Origin of the sequence: Glutamicibacter sp. AOP5-A2-18, assembly GCF_052446055.1 — a bacterium.
Classification (GTDB): domain Bacteria; phylum Actinomycetota; class Actinomycetes; order Actinomycetales; family Micrococcaceae; genus Glutamicibacter.
In genome coordinates this window covers 2,937,465-2,957,664 of sequence record NZ_JBQSVW010000001.1, presented here as the reverse complement: position 1 = coordinate 2,957,664, position 20,200 = coordinate 2,937,465, and the positions used below count along the sequence as shown (strand labels likewise).

At 55.2% G+C, this 20,200-nt stretch carries 18 protein-coding genes and 1 tRNA gene; 8 read left to right on the top strand and 11 right to left on the bottom strand.

Features of this window, described 5'->3' with window-relative positions; genetic code table 11:
- Positions 1-182 precede the first annotated feature (182 nt).
- Together ACT3RW_RS14170 and ACT3RW_RS14165 are read left to right on the top strand one after the other, a co-directional pair.
- The gene (locus tag ACT3RW_RS14170; protein ID WP_444614180.1) at positions 183-455 is read left to right on the top strand and encodes a hypothetical protein; all 273 of its coding nucleotides are present in this window, start codon (positions 183-185) and stop codon (positions 453-455) included.
- A gap of 53 nt (positions 456-508) precedes the next feature.
- Positions 509-2,965 carry an ABC transporter gene (locus ACT3RW_RS14165; RefSeq protein ID WP_444614179.1) on the top strand — a complete coding sequence of 819 codons (2,457 nt, stop codon included), beginning with the start codon at positions 509-511 and terminating at the stop codon, positions 2,963-2,965.
- Between the two features lie 6 nt (positions 2,966-2,971).
- On the opposite strand, the gene panD is transcribed toward ACT3RW_RS14165, so the two are convergent.
- A complete protein-coding gene (gene panD / locus ACT3RW_RS14160; RefSeq protein WP_444614178.1) occupies positions 2,972-3,394 on the bottom strand; it encodes an aspartate 1-decarboxylase in 423 nt (140 codons plus the stop codon).
- Between the two features lie 108 nt (positions 3,395-3,502).
- Positions 3,503-5,050, bottom strand: a complete 1,548-nt coding sequence (hutH, locus tag ACT3RW_RS14155) for a histidine ammonia-lyase (RefSeq protein ID WP_444614652.1) — start codon at positions 5,048-5,050, stop codon at positions 3,503-3,505.
- 895 nt (positions 5,051-5,945) lie between these two features.
- Here hutH and ACT3RW_RS14150 point away from each other — a divergent pair.
- The 3 genes from ACT3RW_RS14150 to ACT3RW_RS14140 all read left to right on the top strand — a co-directional run bounded on the left by ACT3RW_RS14150 (position 5,946) and on the right by ACT3RW_RS14140 (position 7,441).
- Complete coding sequence (locus tag ACT3RW_RS14150) at positions 5,946-6,173, top strand: hypothetical protein (RefSeq protein ID WP_444614177.1); 228 nt, start codon at positions 5,946-5,948, stop codon at positions 6,171-6,173.
- A gap of 187 nt (positions 6,174-6,360) precedes the next feature.
- Positions 6,361-6,870, top strand: a complete 510-nt coding sequence (locus ACT3RW_RS14145) for a Dps family protein (protein WP_444614176.1) — start codon at positions 6,361-6,363, stop codon at positions 6,868-6,870.
- A gap of 160 nt (positions 6,871-7,030) precedes the next feature.
- Positions 7,031-7,441, top strand: a complete 411-nt coding sequence (locus ACT3RW_RS14140) for a hypothetical protein (protein ID WP_444614175.1) — start codon at positions 7,031-7,033, stop codon at positions 7,439-7,441.
- 243 nt (positions 7,442-7,684) lie between these two features.
- Here the strand turns inward: ACT3RW_RS14140 and hutU are convergent, their stop codons facing one another.
- From hutU to cobA, 5 genes are all read right to left on the bottom strand, one after another.
- Positions 7,685-9,355, bottom strand: coding sequence for a urocanate hydratase (gene hutU, locus ACT3RW_RS14135; protein ID WP_444614174.1), 1,671 nt, complete (start codon positions 9,353-9,355; stop codon positions 7,685-7,687).
- 390 nt (positions 9,356-9,745) lie between these two features.
- A complete protein-coding gene (locus ACT3RW_RS14130) occupies positions 9,746-10,822 on the bottom strand; it encodes a S66 family peptidase (RefSeq protein ID WP_444614173.1) in 1,077 nt (358 codons plus the stop codon).
- Between the two features lie 106 nt (positions 10,823-10,928).
- Positions 10,929-11,708, bottom strand: a complete 780-nt coding sequence (locus tag ACT3RW_RS14125) for an IclR family transcriptional regulator (RefSeq protein ID WP_444614172.1) — start codon at positions 11,706-11,708, stop codon at positions 10,929-10,931.
- 83 nt (positions 11,709-11,791) lie between these two features.
- Entirely contained in the window at positions 11,792-12,892 is a 1,101-nt protein-coding gene (locus ACT3RW_RS14120) for a uroporphyrinogen-III synthase (protein ID WP_444614171.1), read from the bottom strand.
- Entirely contained in the window at positions 12,892-13,893 is a 1,002-nt protein-coding gene (gene cobA, locus ACT3RW_RS14115) for a uroporphyrinogen-III C-methyltransferase (RefSeq protein WP_444614170.1), read from the bottom strand. Before cobA ends, ACT3RW_RS14120 begins: the two co-directional genes overlap by 1 nt.
- 290 nt (positions 13,894-14,183) lie before the next feature.
- Here cobA and ACT3RW_RS14110 point away from each other — a divergent pair, with 290 nt between their 5' ends.
- The gene (locus ACT3RW_RS14110) at positions 14,184-14,858 is read left to right on the top strand and encodes an alpha-ketoglutarate-dependent dioxygenase AlkB family protein (RefSeq protein WP_444614169.1); all 675 of its coding nucleotides are present in this window, start codon (positions 14,184-14,186) and stop codon (positions 14,856-14,858) included.
- Positions 14,859-14,863: 5 nt separating this feature from the next.
- Here the strand turns inward: ACT3RW_RS14110 and ACT3RW_RS14105 are convergent, their stop codons facing one another.
- Positions 14,864-15,805: an endonuclease/exonuclease/phosphatase family protein gene (locus ACT3RW_RS14105; RefSeq protein ID WP_444614168.1), complete on the bottom strand. Its 942-nt coding sequence runs from the start codon at positions 15,803-15,805 to the stop codon at positions 14,864-14,866.
- A 143-nt stretch (positions 15,806-15,948) separates the two neighbouring features.
- On the opposite strand from ACT3RW_RS14105, the gene ACT3RW_RS14100 reads away from it, so the two are divergent.
- Positions 15,949-17,175 (top strand): MFS transporter, encoded by a 1,227-nt coding sequence (locus ACT3RW_RS14100; protein WP_444614167.1) that lies wholly within the window; start codon positions 15,949-15,951, stop codon positions 17,173-17,175.
- Here the strand turns inward: ACT3RW_RS14100 and ACT3RW_RS14095 are convergent.
- Complete coding sequence (locus tag ACT3RW_RS14095; protein ID WP_444614166.1) at positions 17,172-17,597, bottom strand: VOC family protein; 426 nt, start codon at positions 17,595-17,597, stop codon at positions 17,172-17,174. The two genes, ACT3RW_RS14100 and ACT3RW_RS14095, sit on opposite strands and share 4 nt — an antisense overlap.
- Before the next feature lie 191 nt (positions 17,598-17,788).
- Here ACT3RW_RS14095 and ACT3RW_RS14090 point away from each other — a divergent pair.
- Positions 17,789-17,861: transfer RNA gene (locus ACT3RW_RS14090), tRNA-Ala, on the top strand.
- Positions 17,862-17,980: 119 nt separating this feature from the next.
- On the opposite strand, the gene ACT3RW_RS14085 is transcribed toward ACT3RW_RS14090, so the two are convergent.
- Together ACT3RW_RS14085 and ACT3RW_RS14080 are read right to left on the bottom strand one after the other, a co-directional pair.
- Entirely contained in the window at positions 17,981-18,775 is a 795-nt protein-coding gene (locus tag ACT3RW_RS14085) for an IclR family transcriptional regulator (RefSeq protein WP_444614165.1), read from the bottom strand.
- Between the two features lie 10 nt (positions 18,776-18,785).
- A complete protein-coding gene (locus tag ACT3RW_RS14080) occupies positions 18,786-20,024 on the bottom strand; it encodes an MFS transporter (RefSeq protein ID WP_444614651.1) in 1,239 nt (412 codons plus the stop codon).
- Positions 20,025-20,200 lie beyond the last annotated feature (176 nt).

The window sequence follows — 20,200 nt, the reverse complement described above, 5'->3', positions numbered from 1 at the left end:
AGTCGACGAGCCTAAAGCGTCGGCGCTCACGGCTAGATTGGGCAGACCCGCATCAACTAACCAGGGAGGAAACGATGGCGCCGGCAAATAGCTCAAGTAGCCGCCTTGATGTTTGGAGCATGCCTAGCCGAGGGATCACGTGGTGTGACTGCGGAGCGGACCACGAGATAACCGAAGAATTTGTGTTCAATACCTTGATAGATATCGGGCTGAACCCAGCCCACATGCTCACCCACAGTGAGCTTGTTGAGTTGACCGCAGAAGTTTGGAGCTACGACGAAGTCTGTCGCTTTTTCCACCTTGCACTCGAAGAATCAGCACAACGGATTCATGGTGGAATCGATGAAAGATATCCACTGCGCGAAGCCCTATCCATTGTTGGATACTTCTCCAAAACGTGGCAGGGCTGTCCAGAGGCAGACTGCACCAGCTGGGACGATGAGCCTGGGCACTGAGCTGCAGACGCAGAAATTGGGTTGAGTTGAACCGGACGCATACTGTGGAGAAGATGAACAGCTTTGCATCGCCTCAGCCAACGGCCACGCAGGACGGATTTATCCATGTTCGTGGTGCCAACGAAAATAACTTGGACAACGTGGAAGTGCGGATCCCACGAGATTCAATGGTCGCCTTCACCGGGGTCTCCGGGTCGGGAAAGTCATCACTGGCCTTCGGGACAATTTTTGCCGAATCCCAGCGTCGCTTCCTAGAATCGGTAGCACCTTACGCACGTCGACTCATCGCACAGGGCCACACGCCCAAGGTTGAGTTCATCTCCGGTTTGCCTCCAGCGGTCGCATTACAACAGCGCCGTGGTGCCGCAAGCTCTCGCTCAACAGTAGGAACACTGACAACCCTGTCGAATTCGGTGCGCATGCTGTTCTCTCGTGCGGGCAACTATCCTCAAGGAGCTTCCCGGCTGGACTCTGATGCTTTCTCTACAAATACTGCCGTGGGTGCCTGCCCTCAGTGCCACGGTGTAGGCACAGTTCATTCAGTCACCGAGAAGACTCTGGTTCCGGTTCCCTCATTGAGTATTCGAGACGGGGCAATAGCTGCTTGGCCCGGAGCTTGGCAAGGAAAAAATCTTCGGGACATCACCTCGCACCTGGGCTATGACATTGACCTGCCCTTTGAACAGTTTTCTAAAGAAACACGAGATTGGTTGTTATTCACCGAGGAACAGCCGGTCGTAGAAGTCACCCCAGAGCGAGACCGTGTCGCCAAACCTTATAAGGGAAAATTCTGGAGCGCTGAACGTTATGTTCGCAATACCGTCGCGACGTCCAAGAGCGAGAACCTCCGGGCAAAAGCACTGGAATTCATGATCTCTCAGGACTGCCCTGAATGTTCCGGGACCGGTTTCCGACCAGAAGCACTACGGGTCAGCTTTGCTGGGCTGAACATCTCTGAATTCAACAATGAATCCATGCAGGCACTGGCGCAGTTGTTGCGTCCTTTCGCCCACCAAGCCGGTGGTGAAGCGAAAGCCGATGTGGTGAGCACCATCAGCGCTGATCTGCTGGATCGGATTGAAGTCCTTGTAGATCTCGGATTGGGTTACTTGAGTTTGGACCGTGCCACCCCGACCTTGTCACCGGGTGAGACCCAACGATTGCGTATCGCCACCCAGCTACGCGCGGGTCTCTTTGGGGTCATTTATGTCCTTGATGAACCATCGGCAGGATTGCACCCGGCTGATGTTCAACCGCTCATTGAGGTACTTTCTGCACTCAAAGCAGAAGGCAATACCGTCTTTGTGGTGGAGCACAATATGGATGTGGTTCGCCGTGCGCAGTGGATAGTCGATGTGGGCCCTGGAGCTGGCAGTGGAGGTGGCCGCGTTCTCTACAGCGGGGAAGTGGAGGGTCTTAATAAAATTGAAGAGTCGGTGACTCGAAAATTCTTGGATCCGGAGCCAGCTGCACGCCGTGAACTCAGGACGGCAACACAATGGCTTGAACTGCGCGGGATCAATCTGCATAACCTAGTGGACGTGGAAGCGAAATTCCCCTTGGGAGTTTTGTCCAGCGTGACTGGGGTATCAGGTTCAGGAAAATCAAGCCTTGTCACCGGAGCATTGGCCCAAGCCGTTGGCGGGGCAGCTAGTCAAGCTTCCGACGACGACGCCGAGGTAGTTGAGCACGCATCCATTACAGATATCACGGGTGCTGAGCAGGTTAATCGTGTGGTGCTCATGGATCAGAAACCTATTGGCCGGACCCCACGTTCAAATGTGGCTACCTACACCGGGCTCTTTGACGCGGTCCGGAAAATCTATGCGCAGCTGCCTTTGGCTAAGGAACGGAACTACAACGCTGGCCAATTCTCATTCAACGTTGCAGGGGGACGCTGCGAAAACTGCCTAGGCGAAGGATTCTTGGAAATTGAGTTGCTCTTTTTGCCAGGAACTTACGGCCCCTGCCCGCAGTGTCATGGGACTCGCTACAACGAACAAACTTTAGAAGTTGAATACCGGGGCAAGAACATCGCGCAGATTCTTGAACTCAGTGTCACAGAAGCCGAGGAATTTCTGGCTGATATTCCTGCTGCTGCCCGAGCACTGGCGACCTTGCGAGAAGTCGGATTGGGCTACCTTCACCTTGGCCAACCGGCAACTGAAATGTCCGGTGGTGAAGCCCAACGCATCAAGTTGGCTACCGAACTGCAACGTCAGCGCCGTGGTCATACGCTTTATTTGCTTGATGAGCCGACTACGGGATTGCATCCTGCCGATGTTCAACTTCTGGTCTCCCAGTTGCAACAGCTTGTGGATCAAGATAATACGGTGATCGTGGTTGAGCACCATATGGATGTGGTTGCTGCCAGTGACTGGGTCATTGATATGGGTCCAGCAGGTGGCGACGGCGGTGGACGCATCGTTGCTGAGGGCGCACCAGAACAGGTGGCACAAAACAAGGCCAGCCGAACTGCGCAATATCTTGCGCGCCGACTGGCCTCGTAAACGTCGTTAGTTGCTGCGTAGCTGAGCGAATGGGGGAGTCTGCACACCATCGGCTACAGCTTCAGCCGGGTCATCACCGAGGTGAATGATGCGGTTATCAGCATCTACGTGAACCACGCTAGGCACGTAGTTGCGGGCCTCGGCATCTTCCATTTGTGCGAAGCTGATCAAGATGACTAGATCGCCGGGGTGAACCAAATGTGCAGCAGCACCATTAATTCCAATGACACCACTGCCTGGTTCACCAGCGATGGTGTAGGTTTCCAAGCGTGCGCCGTTGGTGATGTCCACGATGCTCACCAGTTCTCCGGGCAAAATATCCGAGGCCTCCAGCAACTGCGAGTCAACGGTTACTGAGCCGACGTAGTGCAGGTCGGCTTGGGTGACGGTTGCCCGGTGGATCTTGGACTTGAACATGGTGCGTTGCATAAGACGTTTCTTTCACATCAGGTGAGTGGTTTCCCAGTAGTAAAGTTTACGCTTCTTCTAGTGCACAGAACTTTTCTGACTGCGAAATCACATCCCTGGGCTGCTTCTTTAGGCGGGAAGGTGCTCTCGCAGTACTCGGTGCACCGCACCGGTTGCCAGTAGCTGATCTGCAGCTTCTAGCTCAGCGGAAAGGAAGCGGTCCTCGCCTGGACCTGCAACTTTGGTGCGCAACAGTTCAAGTACCGCCCCGGTGCCGGCGCCCGGCTGCAGCGGAGCTCGCATGTCTAGTGCTCGGCCAGCAATGAGCATTTCCACTGCCAAGATACGGCGCAAATTTGCTACCGCGGTGCGCAGTTTGCGTGCGGCATGCCAGCCTAGGGACACGTGGTCTTCCTGCATAGCCGAGGAAGGAATGGAATCAACACTGGCCGGAACTGCCAGACGCTTGTTTTCCGCGACCAGACCAGCTTGGGTGTATTGGGCAATCATCATGCCCGAATCAACTCCGGGATCATCGGCCAGGAAGGCTGGCAGGTCACGCGAACGGGCAGGATCAAGCATGCGGTCGGTGCGACGCTCGGCGATAGAACCCAAGTCGGCTACTGCAATGGCTAGGAAGTCCAAGACGTAGGCCACCGGTGCACCGTGAAAGTTTCCGTTTGAGGTGACTTCTCCACTAGGAAGAACCACTGGGTTATCGATTGCTGCGGCAAGTTCGCGGGTGGCAACCATTCGCGCGTGGGTGATGGTGTCGCGCACCGCGCCGGTAACCTGCGGTGAGCAGCGAAGTGAGTAGGCGTCCTGGACTCGGCCATCACCTTCACGGTGGGAATTGACGATAGGAGAGTCGGACAACAACGCAAACATGTTGGCTGCGCTTCGGCCTTGGCCCGGATGCGGGCGAAGCGCCTCATGAAGTTCAGCGCGGAATACCTGTGCGGTGCCCATCTGAGCCTCAACGCTCATGGCTGCCGTGGCGTCAGCGATATCGGCTAATTCTTCAAGATCTGCCAGAGCCATCAATAGCTGACCGAGCATTCCGTCGGTGCCGTTGACTAGTGCCAGGCCTTCTTTTTCGGCCAATTCAACTGGGGCGATTCCGGCTTCTGCTAGCAGCTCGGGCACTGGGCGCTGCACACCGAAGCGGTCGGTTGCTTCGCCTTCACCCATGAGTACAAGAGCGCAATGGGAGAGTGGGGCGAGATCTCCTGAACAGCCTAAGGAACCGTATTCGCGCACAACTGGAGTGATTCCAGCGTTGAGCAATCCGATCATGGTTTCTAGCACCACTGGGCGTACGCCGGTGCGGCCCGATGCCAGAGTCTTGGCGCGCAGGAACATCAACGCGCGCACGACCTCACGCTCAACTGGGGCACCCATGCCCGCAGCGTGGGAACGAATCAGTGAACGCTGAAGCTTGGCGCGGTCTTCGGGAGCAATGTGGCGTGTTGCTAAGGCTCCGAAACCGGTAGATATTCCGTACACGGGAGTGTCTGCGGAAGCTAGAGCATCAATGTGAGCGCGGACAGAAGCAAGTTCTTCAAGTACCGAGGCGGAAATCTCGATGTGCGCATCATGGCGGGCTACTGCGATGACATCCTCGGCTGTGACACCGCGAAGTTCAAGGGTTACTTGGGGCGAAGAAGTCACGAAAATCAGTCCGTTCGATACTGTACAAGGTGGTCTCCAGCTTCTATTGTTCGGCAGTAATGATTGGTTGGTGGGGGATAATCAGGGGTTATGTCTGAAATACCGGACGTGGTGTGATCGGTGTTTAGAAACCTTGATCTACGCGAGAATGAGCGTTGGGGTCAAGAGTATTGGACTGGCCACAGTCTTGTCCCGAAGCATTCCTATTTCGCCAAGCCACTGTTCTTCACCTGCATGCAGTTCCCAACGAGTCTGAAGATCTGTCCATCGCCATTCAGGTTCATTCTCGAGAGCGCTTTTTCTCGGTGGCTTGAGACTCGTCCCGCTTAAAATTCTTCCGGACGGAATCCTCTGAAGTCTTTTTGGGAACAATACCCGTTCCGGAAGCCACACCTTCTGGATTCTTGCGGCGCTCAGTTACAGTGCCTTCAATGGGAGCTGCACTGCGAACAATAGTTTTTGCAGAACTTGAGGATGATGGCTCAGATTCGGAGGAGCTTTGAATTCTCACGCACCCTGCAAGTGAGGTTGCGAGAAGTCCGATCGCTACTGCGAGCCCGTAGTGTCTTGCTAGGGATGAGTCCATGGCCAACCTCCCGGTTCAGTAGCTTGTCGTTTAGTTTTTAGCGTCTGAATATTCATTGTCCATCTGCGCTGAGCTAAAAGATCAACGATGTAGAAATCAAATTGGCGTTTGCGGAAAAGTGCAGGTCAAATGCCACTAGTTCTGCGCAGTAAACAGGCCTACCCTTTACCTATCAGCGACTCTGTGTGCCAAGGGTGCGCGAATGGGAGGCAATGTGGAAGCAACAGTCCAAAGACAGCCTGGGAAACTGTAGCCATCACGAGTTACGGCGTATCCAGTGGTCCATTCAATGATGAATTACCTTGGAGCGGACAGATGCCTAAAAAAATTCACGGGATAGGTCTTGTTGTTGGTGGAGGACTCATCGCCACCTTGTTTCTCTTATTCATATTCACCGCCGCAGAAAGCGGGGCCGGCGCCTTGACTCCAATGTGGCTCGGAGTCATTTGGGGTGGCTTGGCCATGGCATGGGGAATCTTCCGGATGATCGCCGGTCCTTCAACGTTGGACCGTGTGAACGGTGGAACCGTCGCCGGAGCATAACGATCACTGGCGAGCAATCATTGCTCGCCAGTTTTTTGAGTCTTGACGCGTTATGGTCACTTGCTGAAAGTCTTCTCAAAATTGTTGATTCAATTCGGAATCGCCGTGCAGCGGAAGTAACGTGCAAAGAAGTGCACCGGAACTCAACCGGTGTCGGCAACGTCAACTTCAATGCAAGGGAGATGCCATGACAGACATCAGGAAAACCACAGCTAAGAAAACGACGAAGGAAAATGCCGAGCAGGGCTTTATCGCTCCAGCCTCACTTGGCGACGCTTTGCAGAACGTGCTTGTCCAGCTCCTCGACCTGCAACTGGTTGGCAAGCAGATCCATTGGAACGTAGTGGGTCCAAACTTCAGGGATTTACATCAGAACCTCGACGAGATTGTAGACATTGCCCGCCGTGGATCAGACGAAATTGCTGAGCGCATGCGTGCACTTCACGTCACTCCAGATGGATTGGCTGCAACGGTCACCAAGTACAGCAAGCTGGAGCAACCAGTTAACACCGAAATCCTGACCACAGATGCAGTTGACATGGTGGTCAAGGCACTGCAGAGCACAGTGGGTGTCATCCGAGAAGTGCATGATCCGGTGGACGAAGCGGATCCAACCACCGCTGACATCTTGCACCAGTACATTGCTGATCTAGAGCAGCAGGCATGGTTCATCAGCGCGGAAACCCGACGCCCATAATTAGCGCCATTCCGACCGGCCACCGAAACGAAAGCCGCTTAGATAGTAAGTAGTCGCCTTGTCTCTGAAAGGTCAGAGACAAGGCGACTTCTTCTTGAACTGTTTCCGTAGAGCTTAGCTCTACGGAAACACCGCAACTGCAATCAGTGAAAGCAGCCGAGTGCTAGAGCGAAGATTAGAACCCCTCGTTCTGGCCCTGGTTGCCGAAGCCTTGTTCTTCGTTGTCGTCACCGAACGATCCGCGGTTGGACTGTTCGCTGTCATCACCGAGGGACTGCTCGCTGTTGGTGTCACCGTACGAGCCCTGGCTCGACTGCTGGTCCTGGCCTCCGCCATAGGGCTGCTCGCCGGACTGTCCGTTACCGCCACCGAAGGATCCATGGCTCGACTGCTGGTCCTGGCCACCGCCGAAGGACTGCTCGCCGGACTGTTCGTTACCGCCACCGTACGACTGCTCTTCGTTGCCGCCGCCGTACGACTGTTCTTGACCGTTCTGCTGGTCATTCGACGAGCCGAAGCCGCCGTTTTCTTCCGACTGGTTGTTCTCGAAATTTCCGAACTGCTGGTTTGAATCCTGCTCAGACATGACGTCCTCCGTGGGTCGGTAGTTCCTGACCTGACCTACGCTATGCAGGAGTAAATTCTCCTTCAAGGCTTAATCGGAAGCCTTGAGGTATTCGTCATTACACGTTAAGAAACCGTTCATTGTGTCCATGTCAGACGCAATTTTTCGTTCTTTGACGGCTGACGAAGCAAGGGGTTAGCGTGCATTGCCAGTAGATCAACAGGCAATGCACGCTAACTAATCATCAGATCATTTACCGTTCATAGGAATACGCACGGAGCGCTCTTTGGCGACTTCAATGGCCCGGTCGTAACCGGCGTCCACATGCCTGATGACACCCATGCCTGGGTCATTAGTGAGCAAGGCTTCCAGCTTCGCGGCTGCTAGCTCGCTGCCGTCAGCCAAGGACACTTGACCGGCGTGGATCGAGCGCCCCATGCCAACTCCGCCTCCATGATGAATCGACACCCACGATGCGCCTGAGCTGGCAGCGGTCAGCGCATTGAGCAACGGCCAGTCTGCAACTGCATCGCTGCCGTCCTTCATCGCTTCAGTCTCACGGTAAGGCGAAGCTACAGAACCTGAGTCCAAGTGATCGCGGCCGATGACTATTGGCGCTGATACTTTGCCCTCGGCTACCAACTGGTTGAACAGCAGCCCTGCCTTATGGCGCTCGCCGTAACCTAACCAGCAGATTCGAGCGGGTAGTCCTTCAAATTCGACATGCTCTTGGGCAGCGTCGAGCCAACGATGAAGATGCTCATTGTTGGGGAAGAGATCCTTCAGGGCTTGGTCGGTGACCTTGATGTCTTCCGGATCTCCGGACAGAGCCACCCAGCGGAATGGGCCAAGTCCTTCACAGAAGAGCGGACGAATGTAGGCAGGAACAAAACCAGGGAACTCAAAGGCGCGGTCGAAACCACCCTTTCTGGCTTCGTCGCGAATGGAGTTTCCGTAATCGAAGACTTCGGCGCCGGCATCTTGGAAGCCAACCATGGCTTCGACGTGCTTGGCCATGGATGCTTGAGCTTTTTTGGTGAAGCCAGCAGGATCCGCCGAGGCCCGCGACTGCCACTGATCCAGAGAGAATTCCAACGGAAGATAGCTCAGTGGGTCATGGGCGCTGGTCTGATCGGTGACGATATCGAAGGTGAACTCACCGGCCTTGTGGCGTTCGAGCAAGGCGGGGAAAATCTCTGCCGCGTTGCCAGCGTAGCCAACGGACAGCGCCCTGCCCTCGGCCTTGGCAGCAAACACCTTTTTCAGAGCTTGCTCCAAATCCAGTTCTACATCGTCTAAGTATCGCTTGGACAAGCGACGGCGCAAGCGTGCCTCATCAACATCGATGATCAGTACGGCACCGCCATTGAGCGTCACCGCTAGTGGTTGTGCCCCGCCCATGCCACCGCAACCGCCGGTCAGCGTGAGGGTTCCAGCAAGGGAACCATTAAAACGCTTGTCAGCAATGGCAGCGAAGGTTTCATAGGTGCCCTGCAAGATGCCTTGAGTTCCGATGTAGATCCAAGATCCAGCGGTCATCTGCCCGTACATCATCAGGCCTTCTGCTTCCAGCTTGCGGAAGTGCTCCCAGTTAGCCCAATCACCTACGAGATTTGAGTTGGCGATGAGTACTCGTGGTGCCCATTTGTTGGTCTTGAAGACGCCAACCGGTTTACCCGACTGCACCAGAAGAGTTTCATTGTCTTCAAGATCCTTGAGCGTTTCCACGATGGCATCAAAGGCTTCCCAAGAGCGGGCTGCCTTGCCGGTGCCGCCGTACACCACTAGATCATCAGGGCGCTCTGCCACCTCGGGGTCAAGGTTGTTCATCAGCATGCGCAAGGGGGCTTCGGTGGCCCATGACTTTGCATTGAGTTGAGTACCCCTGGGGGCGCGGACGACGCGGGCTTCGTGGCTCATGACAATTCCTAACAATGTAACGTAGCTAACTATTTACATCATTGGTCATGGGGCATCCGCTGAGTACCTCCGAACAGGCAGAGGTGTCCGGTATTTCAGAATGCGAAAGAATTTGGGTCCGCTGAATTGGATCGGCCAGGATTGGCTGGCCGGTCAGGTCATCAGTTCGCGTATGAACCTAAGACCATCAGCAAGGCGACACCGTGCCAGGCGGACCACATGCCTACCAGCAGGTGGTCCAACAGATCGCTTGAGCTAATGACCAATAATTTGGAGCTTCGAGTTCCATACGATGCCGAACTCCTAGAAGGGGCCGCACTCGCCGCCATTGGGGCATGAACTAGGAATGGGACCATTTTTGATGCCGTGGACTGGACTATCCGGCTCGAATCAGGCCAGCGTCTGTGCTAAATATTGCTCCTTGTTGGTGAACACTAACCGTCCTTGGGCTCCGTTGATGATGGCTAGATGTGGTGGAACGTGACCGCATTCAACGTTACCGATGATGGGAACGTCGAGCGTTCCCAGAGCGTCGAGAACTGCCTCGCTTTGGGTGAGAGTGTCAGAATCTGGTGCGCCAGTACGCCCGACAAGGATGGCGGCGGCTCCGTCAAAGAATCCAGCCAAACGCATGCCGTGCAGATGACGGCAGATCGTGGTGGCCTCGACGCCGGAGGCTTCAATGTAAACGATTAGCGGATCGGCCGGGTCGTTCCGCAAGGATTCGGTTCTCAGATACGGAGTGCCGGCAAGATTGGCAAGCGTTTCGATGCATCCGCCAATCAACCGACCTGACACGCTCACTTCATCGAGCCCTGCATCCAAGCGCTCCCAAGTTCCCTTGCCGTTCCATGCATGTTCGGTGGCTTCTGGCTCCACGCTCCAGTCATCCCAGTCGTTGATTCTGTAAACGCCCGGTGGAGACTGTTTGAAAGTGTCACCAGCAGATAATGAAGCGACATCAAGCCAGGACCGCAATGAATCGGGAACCCGATAAGGCGTGTCCATCAGGTTGCCGCCGTGGATGGTTGCATTTCCGGTTAGCAAGGTGAGGGGCGCGATCAACGTTGAAATGTCGGAGTATCCCACAAGCCAGGTCGGCTCCGCCGCGGAGATTGCCTCAAAATCCAGATGAGGCAATATGTCGATAGCTGTGACTCCACCCCAAGGCGGAACGACGGCCTTGATTTTCGGATCAAGGAGCATCCTCATGAGTTCTTCGGCGCGTTGTTCGACCGGCGCACTAATGTGTGTAGCGCCATCCATGCAGTTACCAAGATCCACCACAAAACCCAGATCTCGCAGGTGTTGTAGAGCGAAGTCAAGACGCCCCACGAGCTCGCTTGGAACACCGCTTGATGGTGATGTAACGCCGATGATGTCACCGGTCATGAGCGGCTGCGGGTATCGAATCTCCATGGATTCATACTTCCATGCCAATCCAAGTGAGCCCAGAATACATTCCACGTGTCGTCTTCTTAAGCTGACGTTAGTGTTGAATTTGAATACGTAGCTGAACCACCGCTTTCGGCATGAATCCCTGGCAAGTGTAAACCTTGACTGCCGGTCGTATTTACGCCTGACTCAGTCGGCGTCCTTGGATCCGTGTGGTCAAGGCTGCCGCCGTGGACCGGATCTGTGTCAGCAGTTTGTCCCATTGTTGCTCTGGGACCCGGTCTGCGAGGAAAGTGACTGCGATAGCAGCAACTGGCCAATTATTCGCGTCACGAATTTCCACTGCAAGAGAGTGGAAGTCTGGGGTGACGTCCCCGCGTTCTATTGCATATCCGCGTTGTGCACACTGTTCTAGGTCGCGCCGTAATTGCGAATAGTTGCTGATCGATGAGTGTTCTACTCGATCCGAAAAGCTGGCCGCATTGGGGTAGAGGGCACGAGCCTGGGACTTGGGCAGCGCCGCCAAAATGGCACGCCCCGAAGCGGTAAGGTGCGAGGGTAGACGAACACCTACGTCGGTGACTAGCGAGGGGCGGCCCTTGGCGCGTTCTTCCACGATGTACAGAACGTCCGAGCCATGGAGGATGGCCAGATGCGCGCTTTCTCCGACCTTATCCACCAGCTGCGCGATTAGTGGTGCCCCAAGTCGAGCCAGAGGTTCCTGGCGGGTGTAGGCGCTTGATAATTCGAAGGCGGCAATGCCTAAACCGTAGGATTTTTCTTCCGGGTAATGGGTGATAAATCCTTGATCAAGCATGACCGAGAGTAGCTGGTAGACGCTAGAACGTGGAAGTTCCAACAAGGTGGCAATCATCGCGGCCGGAGTGGGAGTTTTCCTGCTAGCTAAAAGCCTAAGAATCCTCAAGGTGTTATCAGCTGCGGGGACCTTACTGCCCATGGGACCTCCTTAGTACATGGTGCTCTGCAAGACACTCTAGTCTTGGGCAGAGCTCCGGTAGCTATTGAGGTCCCGTCAGTGGTTTATACGTTCAGCCGGTAGCCGCGTTTGATCACGGTGGTGATGATTTCCGGCTGTGGCAAGGCCCGGCGCAAACGACTCAGGGTCATATCCAAGGCATGACGCGAGCTCACCTCAGGCAAAGCGGCACCTAGTTCATCGCGTGAGAGCACACTGCCGCCGGCCTCGATCAGCGCCCTGACCAATTCGGCCTGACCGGGAGTCAACTCGCAGTTCTGATCATCAATAGACAGCGTTCGTCCACGTAGTTGTACCTGCCCGTGGACCGTTTCTGCTTGCAAGGTACCTAGCGAGCCGAGGTGCTCAACGAGCTGACCGATCATCGCACCCATGCGGTGGCGTTCGGGAACCAAGGGGCTGATGCCGGCTTCTACCAAAGGCGAGGCAGTGACCGGCCCAACGGTGGCCACGGCTACACGTTCGGCTAGTGACCGCTGCAGGGCAGGCAAGCGATTGCGAGCATTGGCTGCCGCAAACAGTGCGTGCACACTTGGTGCACTGGTGAAGGTCACCGCATCAAAGTGGGCGGCGCATAGTCCTTCAACCAAGGCGGAGATCCCGGTGTCGCTGCTGGTGTCTTGCCAACGGTAGGGTTCAACCTTGATCACTCGCTTGGCACCTAGCTCACGAAGCTGCTGCGGCATCCCGTGATCCGAGTCAGCGTGCAACTGCAGGGCCACCGTGGCGCCTTCAAGCTTGCCCTTAAGCAACTCGATGAGTGTGGAACTGCGTCCATCCTTAGCCAACGCGGCAGGTTCAAGACCCAGTGCACGGACCGAACCGTGGGCTTTGGCCCCACGAACATAGAGATCGGACTGGCTGAACGCGGTAATCAGTTCATCACCAATACCAGCAGCCTCAGCGGTGTCCAGCCAGCGGCGGAACCCGTAAGCGGTGGTAATCACCACAACTTGAGGTTTAGCCTCGATGAGTTTGTGCGTCTGGGCAAGCAGCTGTTGTTCATCATCTAGCGGGGCCAGGCGAAGCAGGGGGGTGTGCGTGACTTCGGCGCCACGGCGTTCAAAAGCTTCAATCAGTTCAGCTGAGCGACGGTCACTGGTAACCGCAATTCGGAATCCGGCTAAAGGTTTGACGATATTCATTAGGCGGTCTCCAAAATTTGTTCTGTAGGTACCGCTTGAACCAGTGATTGTGGCAAGGCGGCAACTTCACCAATGACAATCACTGCAGGATTGGAGTGATTGCGGGCTGTGCCAGCCAACTGATCAAGTTGGGTGTGGCTGGTGCGTTGGATGTCCGTAGTTCCGGACTGGATGATGGCACACGGCATATCCTTGGGCATGCCTACGTGAAGAAGTCCAGAGACGGTCTGCTCCACGGTGCCCATGCCCATCAGAATCACGATGCTGCCACCAAGCTTGGCAAGGTGTTCTAGCTGATCCAGGCTCAGCGGGTCATGGCCGGAAACGACGGTAAACATGGTGTTCACCCCGCGTGCGGTGACCGGGATACCGGCTGCGCCAGGCACAGTGATGCAGGAGCTCAACCCTGGAATCACGCTGACTGGAACATTGGCTTTGGTGGCCGCATCAACTTCTTCAAATCCGCGACCGAAGACAAATGGGTCTCCACCTTTTAGTCGAACCACTTTGGCTCCGGCCTTGGCCGACTGAATCATCTGGGCTTCAATTTCACGTTGGGTAAGTTTGTGGTGCCCCGGCAGTTTGCCGGCGTCAATAATTTTTGCCTGCGGTGCCAGAACGGCCAGGTGCTCGCTAGGACCTAATCGGTCAGCGTAGATCACTTCGGCTTCGGCCAGCGCACGCACTCCGCGAAGGGTCATAAGATCCAAAGCTCCGGGGCCTCCGCCGAGCAGAGTAATTGAACCGGCAGGAGCAGCTGGCTGAGCGCGCATCACCGGGATTCGCGCGGTGCTCACCACAGCGTCGAAGCGTTCTGGCTCTGCATCGCAAACCACCAGCAAGCCGGCCTGGCCGATTAGCTCAGCGGCCTGCTGCGGATCCTCGGCGAACAGCAGTGTGCTTCCCTGGGCCAAAAAGCGCTCCGTAACGGTTCTGTTTGCGGTGCGGTTACCAACAATCAACACCATGCACTGGGCAAGTTCGAGGTCAACGCCGATCATGATTGCCTCGATCCTTGCCGGAATTTCGTGTATGACATGGTGTGCTCCTTGGAATAAGTAGGTGCTTTCCAGCCTAGAGTGCCAGCTTTTCCCAGAGGTATCGCAAATGTTTCGGCTGTAATAATTCGAATAAAGGTTAACCTTCTGGAAATCTTCGAGTCGGCAGGAAGAAACACAACGACATTAGTGTGATTAGTGTTGCAAGGCACTGGGCCGGTCAACCTGCAAAATTCAGTGAGCGAATACACGGGAGCTTGCCGGTCGATGCCTGCAACAGGCACGCTGGGTACATGGAGTCACTATTTGATGACAGTGCCTTTGAACGCACCGGGGGACAAGTTCGCCCCGGAGCGTGGCACCTGCCCGGTTGGCTAAGCCCTACCGCGCAGGATTGGATTGTCGCACGCTTTTTCCAGTGGGGACACGGACCCGTTCCTCCCCACCGCACGCAAATTAATGGTCATCCCATGAGCGTGCAATCTTTAAGTTTGGGCTGGCACTGGAGTCCCAACCGGTACTCAAAAACCGCCGATGACCTCGGCGGTGCATCAGTGGCACCCATGGAACAATGGTTGGTTCGTTTAGGCCAGCAAGCACTCGCAGAAGCTACCGGTGATGCCGCACGTGCTGCCGCCTACCAACCGGACGCAGCCATTGTGAATTTTTATGATCAGCACGCCACGATGGGCATGCATCAAGATGCCGAGGAACGTATCAACGCCCCGGTGGTATCTCTTTCCATCGGGGACTCGGCAACCTTCCGGCTTGGCAATACGGAAAATCGCAATCGTCCCTGGCAAGAACTGCGCTTGGCTTCAGGAGACCTATTCATCTTTGACGGCCCGGCGCGCTTTGCCTATCACGGGGTGACAAAGATCCATCCGGGTACCGCCCCGGCCGAATGTCAGTTGGGCGCCGGACGCATCAACATCACCCTCCGACAGACCGGTCTGAGCGACAGTTAGCTGCTTTAGCTATCCAAATCGACGGTGGCTTGCAGGGCGTAATGGTCAGAATCGCCAATCTCTAGGCGTTCAAGTCCGGCAGACTCGACCCCACGCAGCATCACATGATCAATGCCCAGCATCGGGAAGGGGGAGCGCGGCCAAGTCAGGGCCAGTCCCCACTTGCTGTATTTGGCCTCATCCATGGCCTTGGCAATGGGGGCAAAGTGACGGTCGGTGCTGGCGGCGTTAAAGTCACCGGCGGCAACAATCTTTGCTGATTGATCTTTGGAGACGAAGTTAGCCAGCGACGCTAGCATCATGTCGCGTTCATCGTGTCCGGTGGGACGTGCCGAGGCAGCATGAACTGAATACAGCCGCACGGTACTTTGCCCGGTATTCACATCAACGCGTAGGGCTCGATTCCAACCCAGCCCCAAATCTAGTGGTTCCGGGTTCTCCAGCGGGTAGGCACTCCACACTCCGACGGTACTGACCATGTACTTGTAAGGATGAGATTTGGCCAGTTCTTCACTGATCTGGTCTTCTTGGCCCTCGCCGATTTCTTGCAGAGTAATAACCTCTGCCCCTGCGTCAGCTAACTCCTTGGCTGCCTCTACGCCGGCTGATTCGTGCACGTTTTGGGTCGCGACTTTCAGGGCAGCCTGCGGTGCACGTTGGGTAGCAGGGATGAAGTTAGGTCCAAACAGGACCGCCCAGACTACCACAGGAATAAGCAGTCCGATGAAGCTAGCCCGGCCTCGCACCACCAGAGCAATAAGGAATAGCACCGGGATGCCCAGTCCTGCCCAGGGAGCCAAATTATCTACAACAAGTCCAAGTCCCAAGACATCGGGGATCTGCTGATGGAATACCAAGAGCCCTGCCAGCGCTAGGCAGAGCAGAACAAAAAAGATCCTCGCGATAATCAGCGAGATCGGAAGGCGTTGGTGCGATGCATGAGACATAGGACTTAAACAGTGGCACAAAATACTGTGGGATTCGTAATTTTGAGCTGGAGAAGTACCCCGGCGATTCGACACAGTCACTACGATAGGAATAGAGCGCCGAGGATGCCGCGATCAAGCAACAGCCTAGAATTGAGTACTAAATGACTGCCTACCTGTCCGGCGGAAAATTATTATTAGCGATCCTCGCTCTGGCCATGGGTGGCTTTGGTATCGGCGTTACCGAATTTTCAATGATGGGCCTGCTTCAAGAAGGCGCCACCGATCTAAATGTCAGCAACTCACAAATGGGTCTGATGATTAGTGCCTACGCCATGGGTGTAGTTATTGGTGCGCCCGTACTGACTGCTATGGCTGCCAAAATCCCGCGCAAGCGTGCAGTGCAGCTGCTGATCCTTTTCTTCACCCTGGCAAATCTTTCTTCGGCTTTTGCTCCTGATTACAACACCATGCTTATCACCCGTTTCCTTGCTGGGCTTCCCCACGGCGCGTACTTCGGCTTGGCCGGTGTGCTGGCCGGTAGCTTGGTTCCAGGAACCATGCGTGGCCGCGCCATTGCGTGGGTCATGCTCGGGCTATCGGTAGCTAACGTCGGTGGTGTTCCGCTGGTAACCATGCTTGGACAGCAAGCTGGTTGGCGCTCAATGTTCTACATTGTTGCCTTTATCGGTTTGGTGACCGCCGCACTAATTACGCTCTTTGTTCCGTGGCGCAAGGTAGAAGCCGGAGCAAGTATTAGACGTGAACTTACCGCTTTGAAAAGTCCCCAGATCTGGTTGGCCATGGCGACCGGAATCGTGGGCTTCGGTGGTTTCTTCGCGGTGTATTCCTACATCTCACCAACCTTGACCGAAGAGTCCGGGCTGGAGATCAACCTAGTACCTATTGCCTTGGCGCTGTATGGCCTAGGCATGGTGATTGGTTCTTTGATTGGTGGCCGTTTGGCTGACTGGTCGGTGTTTGGTGCCATCAAGCTTTCGAGCATCCTGATGGCTGCAACCATGCTGGTCTTCGCCGCTGTGGCTAGCTGGGTCATCCCAACGATGATCATGGTCTTCATTTTGGGTGCCGTTGGGTCCCTGTTGATTCCAAGTTTGCAGACCCTGCTGATGGACTCGGCACCGCATGCCCAGTCGCTAGCGGCATCGCTGAATCACTCGGCACTGAACGTGGCTAATGCCTTGGGCGCTGCCTTGGGCGCGGCAGTGATTTCCGCTGGCTTCGGTTACCGTGCACCGTCGTTGGTGGGCGCAGGGTTGGCCGTCTTGGGCTTGCTTATTGCTTTGATTACGCAGATGCGTGCCAAGAAGATTGGCCTGCTCGTGGGCCGAGACGCTGTCGCGGCCCGCGAACATACCGTTGCTGATTAGTCGCGAACAGCTGAAATGTTGAACATCCAGACCACGCCGAACTTGTCGCGGAGCTGACCGAAGGAGTCGCCCCACGGGGCCTTCTCCAATTGCATTTCGATAGTGGCACCTTCGCCGAGGGCTTCCCACCACTTGTGGAGCACGTCGTCGTCGGCGGTGTTGGTGGCGTCGCTGCTTAGAGCGATGACGCCGTTGCCGGTGACGTTCATTTCTGGTGGGGTGTCCGAGGCCATCAGGTGGATGCCACGTTCAATGAACAGTGAGGAATGCATGATCAAATCAGCCGTAGCTGGATTGCCATCGTTCATTCCCTCCTGGAAAGTCATCATCGATAGCTCGCCGCCGAGGGCTGCGTTGTAGAATTCCATGGCTTCGCGGGCATCACCGGCGAAGCGAAGGTATGGGGTCATTCCAATGGCCATGGGAACGCACCTTTCACTCAATGTCTGTTGGAACCGATCGGCTCCGAGATCATTCTTATCACTGTGCACGGGCAATTAGAATAGTGGCCTGTGATTAGGGTCTCTGAGAGCGGATTTGGTGTTTTTCGATACCCTCCGGTAGAGTCTTATCTCGGTTCAACGGTAGTAATATCTTTGATACTGACTCTTTTGGGGGTATGGCGCAGTTGGTAGCGCGTCTGCATGGCATGCAGAAGGTCAGGGGTTCGAATCCCCTTACCTCCACAAATTTGAATAAAATTCTCCCGGTCATTTGACCGGGAGATTTTTCTTTTCCTCGCGCGAAGTCCTTCGCCTGAGAAGCAGCAACGTGTATTGCCCAAAAGCGATCAGGTTAGCGTTCGCTATTTATTGTGCTGGTACCCCAGTCGCTGACTAATTTTGCGTGCAGCCCTCAACGCCGCCGAGCTCAGTTCTTCCAATTCGGAGGATCCGACGCGGTAAAACGGAGCGGCGACCATGGCGCAGGCAACTACTTCTGAACGGTGGTCTAGAATTTCTGCTGCCACAGCGACTTCCTCATTGGAAGTCTCGCCATAGTTCACGGCATAGCCCCGCTCTCGCACGAGCTGTAATCGTGCAGAATATTCCTCCACGCTCAGACCGGACAACTCAATCTCCCCAGAGGCCAATAGCTCAGCGCAACGCTCGGGGTCTTCGTGAGCCAAGAAAATCTGCACAGAGGCGCTGAGCCCTGAACGGTACCGCGAACCCATGACCGAGGTGTGCTTGACCAGACGATTCGAAGGGATCTGTTCAACGGAGATAGATTCGCTCCCATCCCAGATATTCAGCACAGCTGTCTCACTCGTAGTTTCGCGCAATTCTTCCAAGATCGGGTAGGCAACCTGCCGAACGTCTAGGTTCGCTAACAATGGGCCAGCGATAGCAATGAGCCCTACTCCCAAGCGATATTTGCGAGTTTGCTCGTCGCGTTCAACCACTCGTTCTTGTTCGAGGGTTGAAAGGATGCGCGAGATACTCGACTTGTGGAGCCCTACTTGCTCGGCAATTTCCGTCACCCCGTTGAGTGGACGTTCAACGGTGAAACAACGCAACACATCTAGTACGTTGACTATCACCGAAGTGCCTCGGGCTTCACTGCGTAATTCGGTCACTGCGCCTCCTTGCTCGCTCACTATCCTACGGTTATCCCAGAGGTTTGCGGCTGGTCTCGGCCGAGCAGAGGACAGCTATCAATGAGATTACGGCCGCTGCCATCAAATACCATCCTGGTGCCAGTAGGTTTCCACTGGCGGAAATAAGTAGTGTGGCTACAAAAGGTGCGGTGCCGCCGAACAATGCATTTGAAACGTTGAAGGAAACTGCGAAGCCCGTATAGCGGACCTTCGTAGGGAACATTTCAGCCAAGTAGCTTGGCAGGGTTCCGTCATTCAAGGTCAACATGGCACCTAGTAGGATCTGCACCAAGACGATGGCTAGGAAGCTTCCTGAATCAAGAGCCATGAAAGCAGGAACCGTCAATAGTACAAACAAGATTGAAGCAGTGATCAAGACACGTTTGCGTCCAAAACGATCAGAGAGCATTCCTGTGAGGAAAATGAATCCGACATAGGTAACCAGAGCGATGGTTGTTGCTAAGAAAGACCGAGTTGCATCCAAGCCTAATTCTTGGGATAGATAGGTCGGCATGTATGACAAGATCACGTAGAACCCAACAGCGTTAAGCAAAACTGCACCAGCAGCGAGTAATAGCTGTCGCCAGTGGTTCTTCAACAGTGAGCGCACCGGTGAACCTTCATGTTCAACGCCTCTGGACGCTTCGCGGAAAGTCGGTGAGTCTTCCAGCTTGGTGCGGATGTAGCGGCCGATCAGCCCCATGGGTGCTGCCAATAAGAATGGCAGGCGCCATCCCCAGGATTCCATTGCCTCAGTGGAGAGCAAGCTGGTTAGTCCGGCAGCAAGTAATGAACCCAGGAGCAATCCAGCCGCAGTACTTGCCGGGACAACCGCAGCATAAAGCCCGCGCCGGTTACCTGGTGCGTACTCGACAAGGAATGCCGAAGCTCCCGCGTATTCACCTGCGGCTGAGAAGCCTTGGACCACACGAAGCAACAGAAGCAATAACGGAGCAGCGAAACCAATTGACGCATAGCCCGGCAGCAAAGCGATGCAGAAAGTTGCTCCTGTCATCAGCAAGATTGACAAGGACAGTGCGGATCGGCGACCGATCTTGTCGCCGAGGTGACCCCAAATGAAACCGCCAACTGGGCGTACTAGGAAGGAAATCGCGAAGACACCGAAAGTCATAAGTAGCGAGGCTTTGGGGTCTTCGGTGGGGAAGAATACCGCTGCGATAGTGACTGCCAAATATCCATAGGCGGCGTAGTCGAACCATTCCACAAAGTTGCCTATGAAGCTGGCCATGACCACCTTGCGACGTGTTTGCGTATCGATCAAACCTGTCTCGGAAGTGGTGGATGCGCTCTGAGCAGTGGCAAGAGATGCACTGCGATGAGTATTGCGTAGGGGGCTCATGGTGAAAATCCTCTGGAAGTCGTGCCGAAAAAGTTTGGATCCTAGTTTCTTGACGGTGTTGCCTG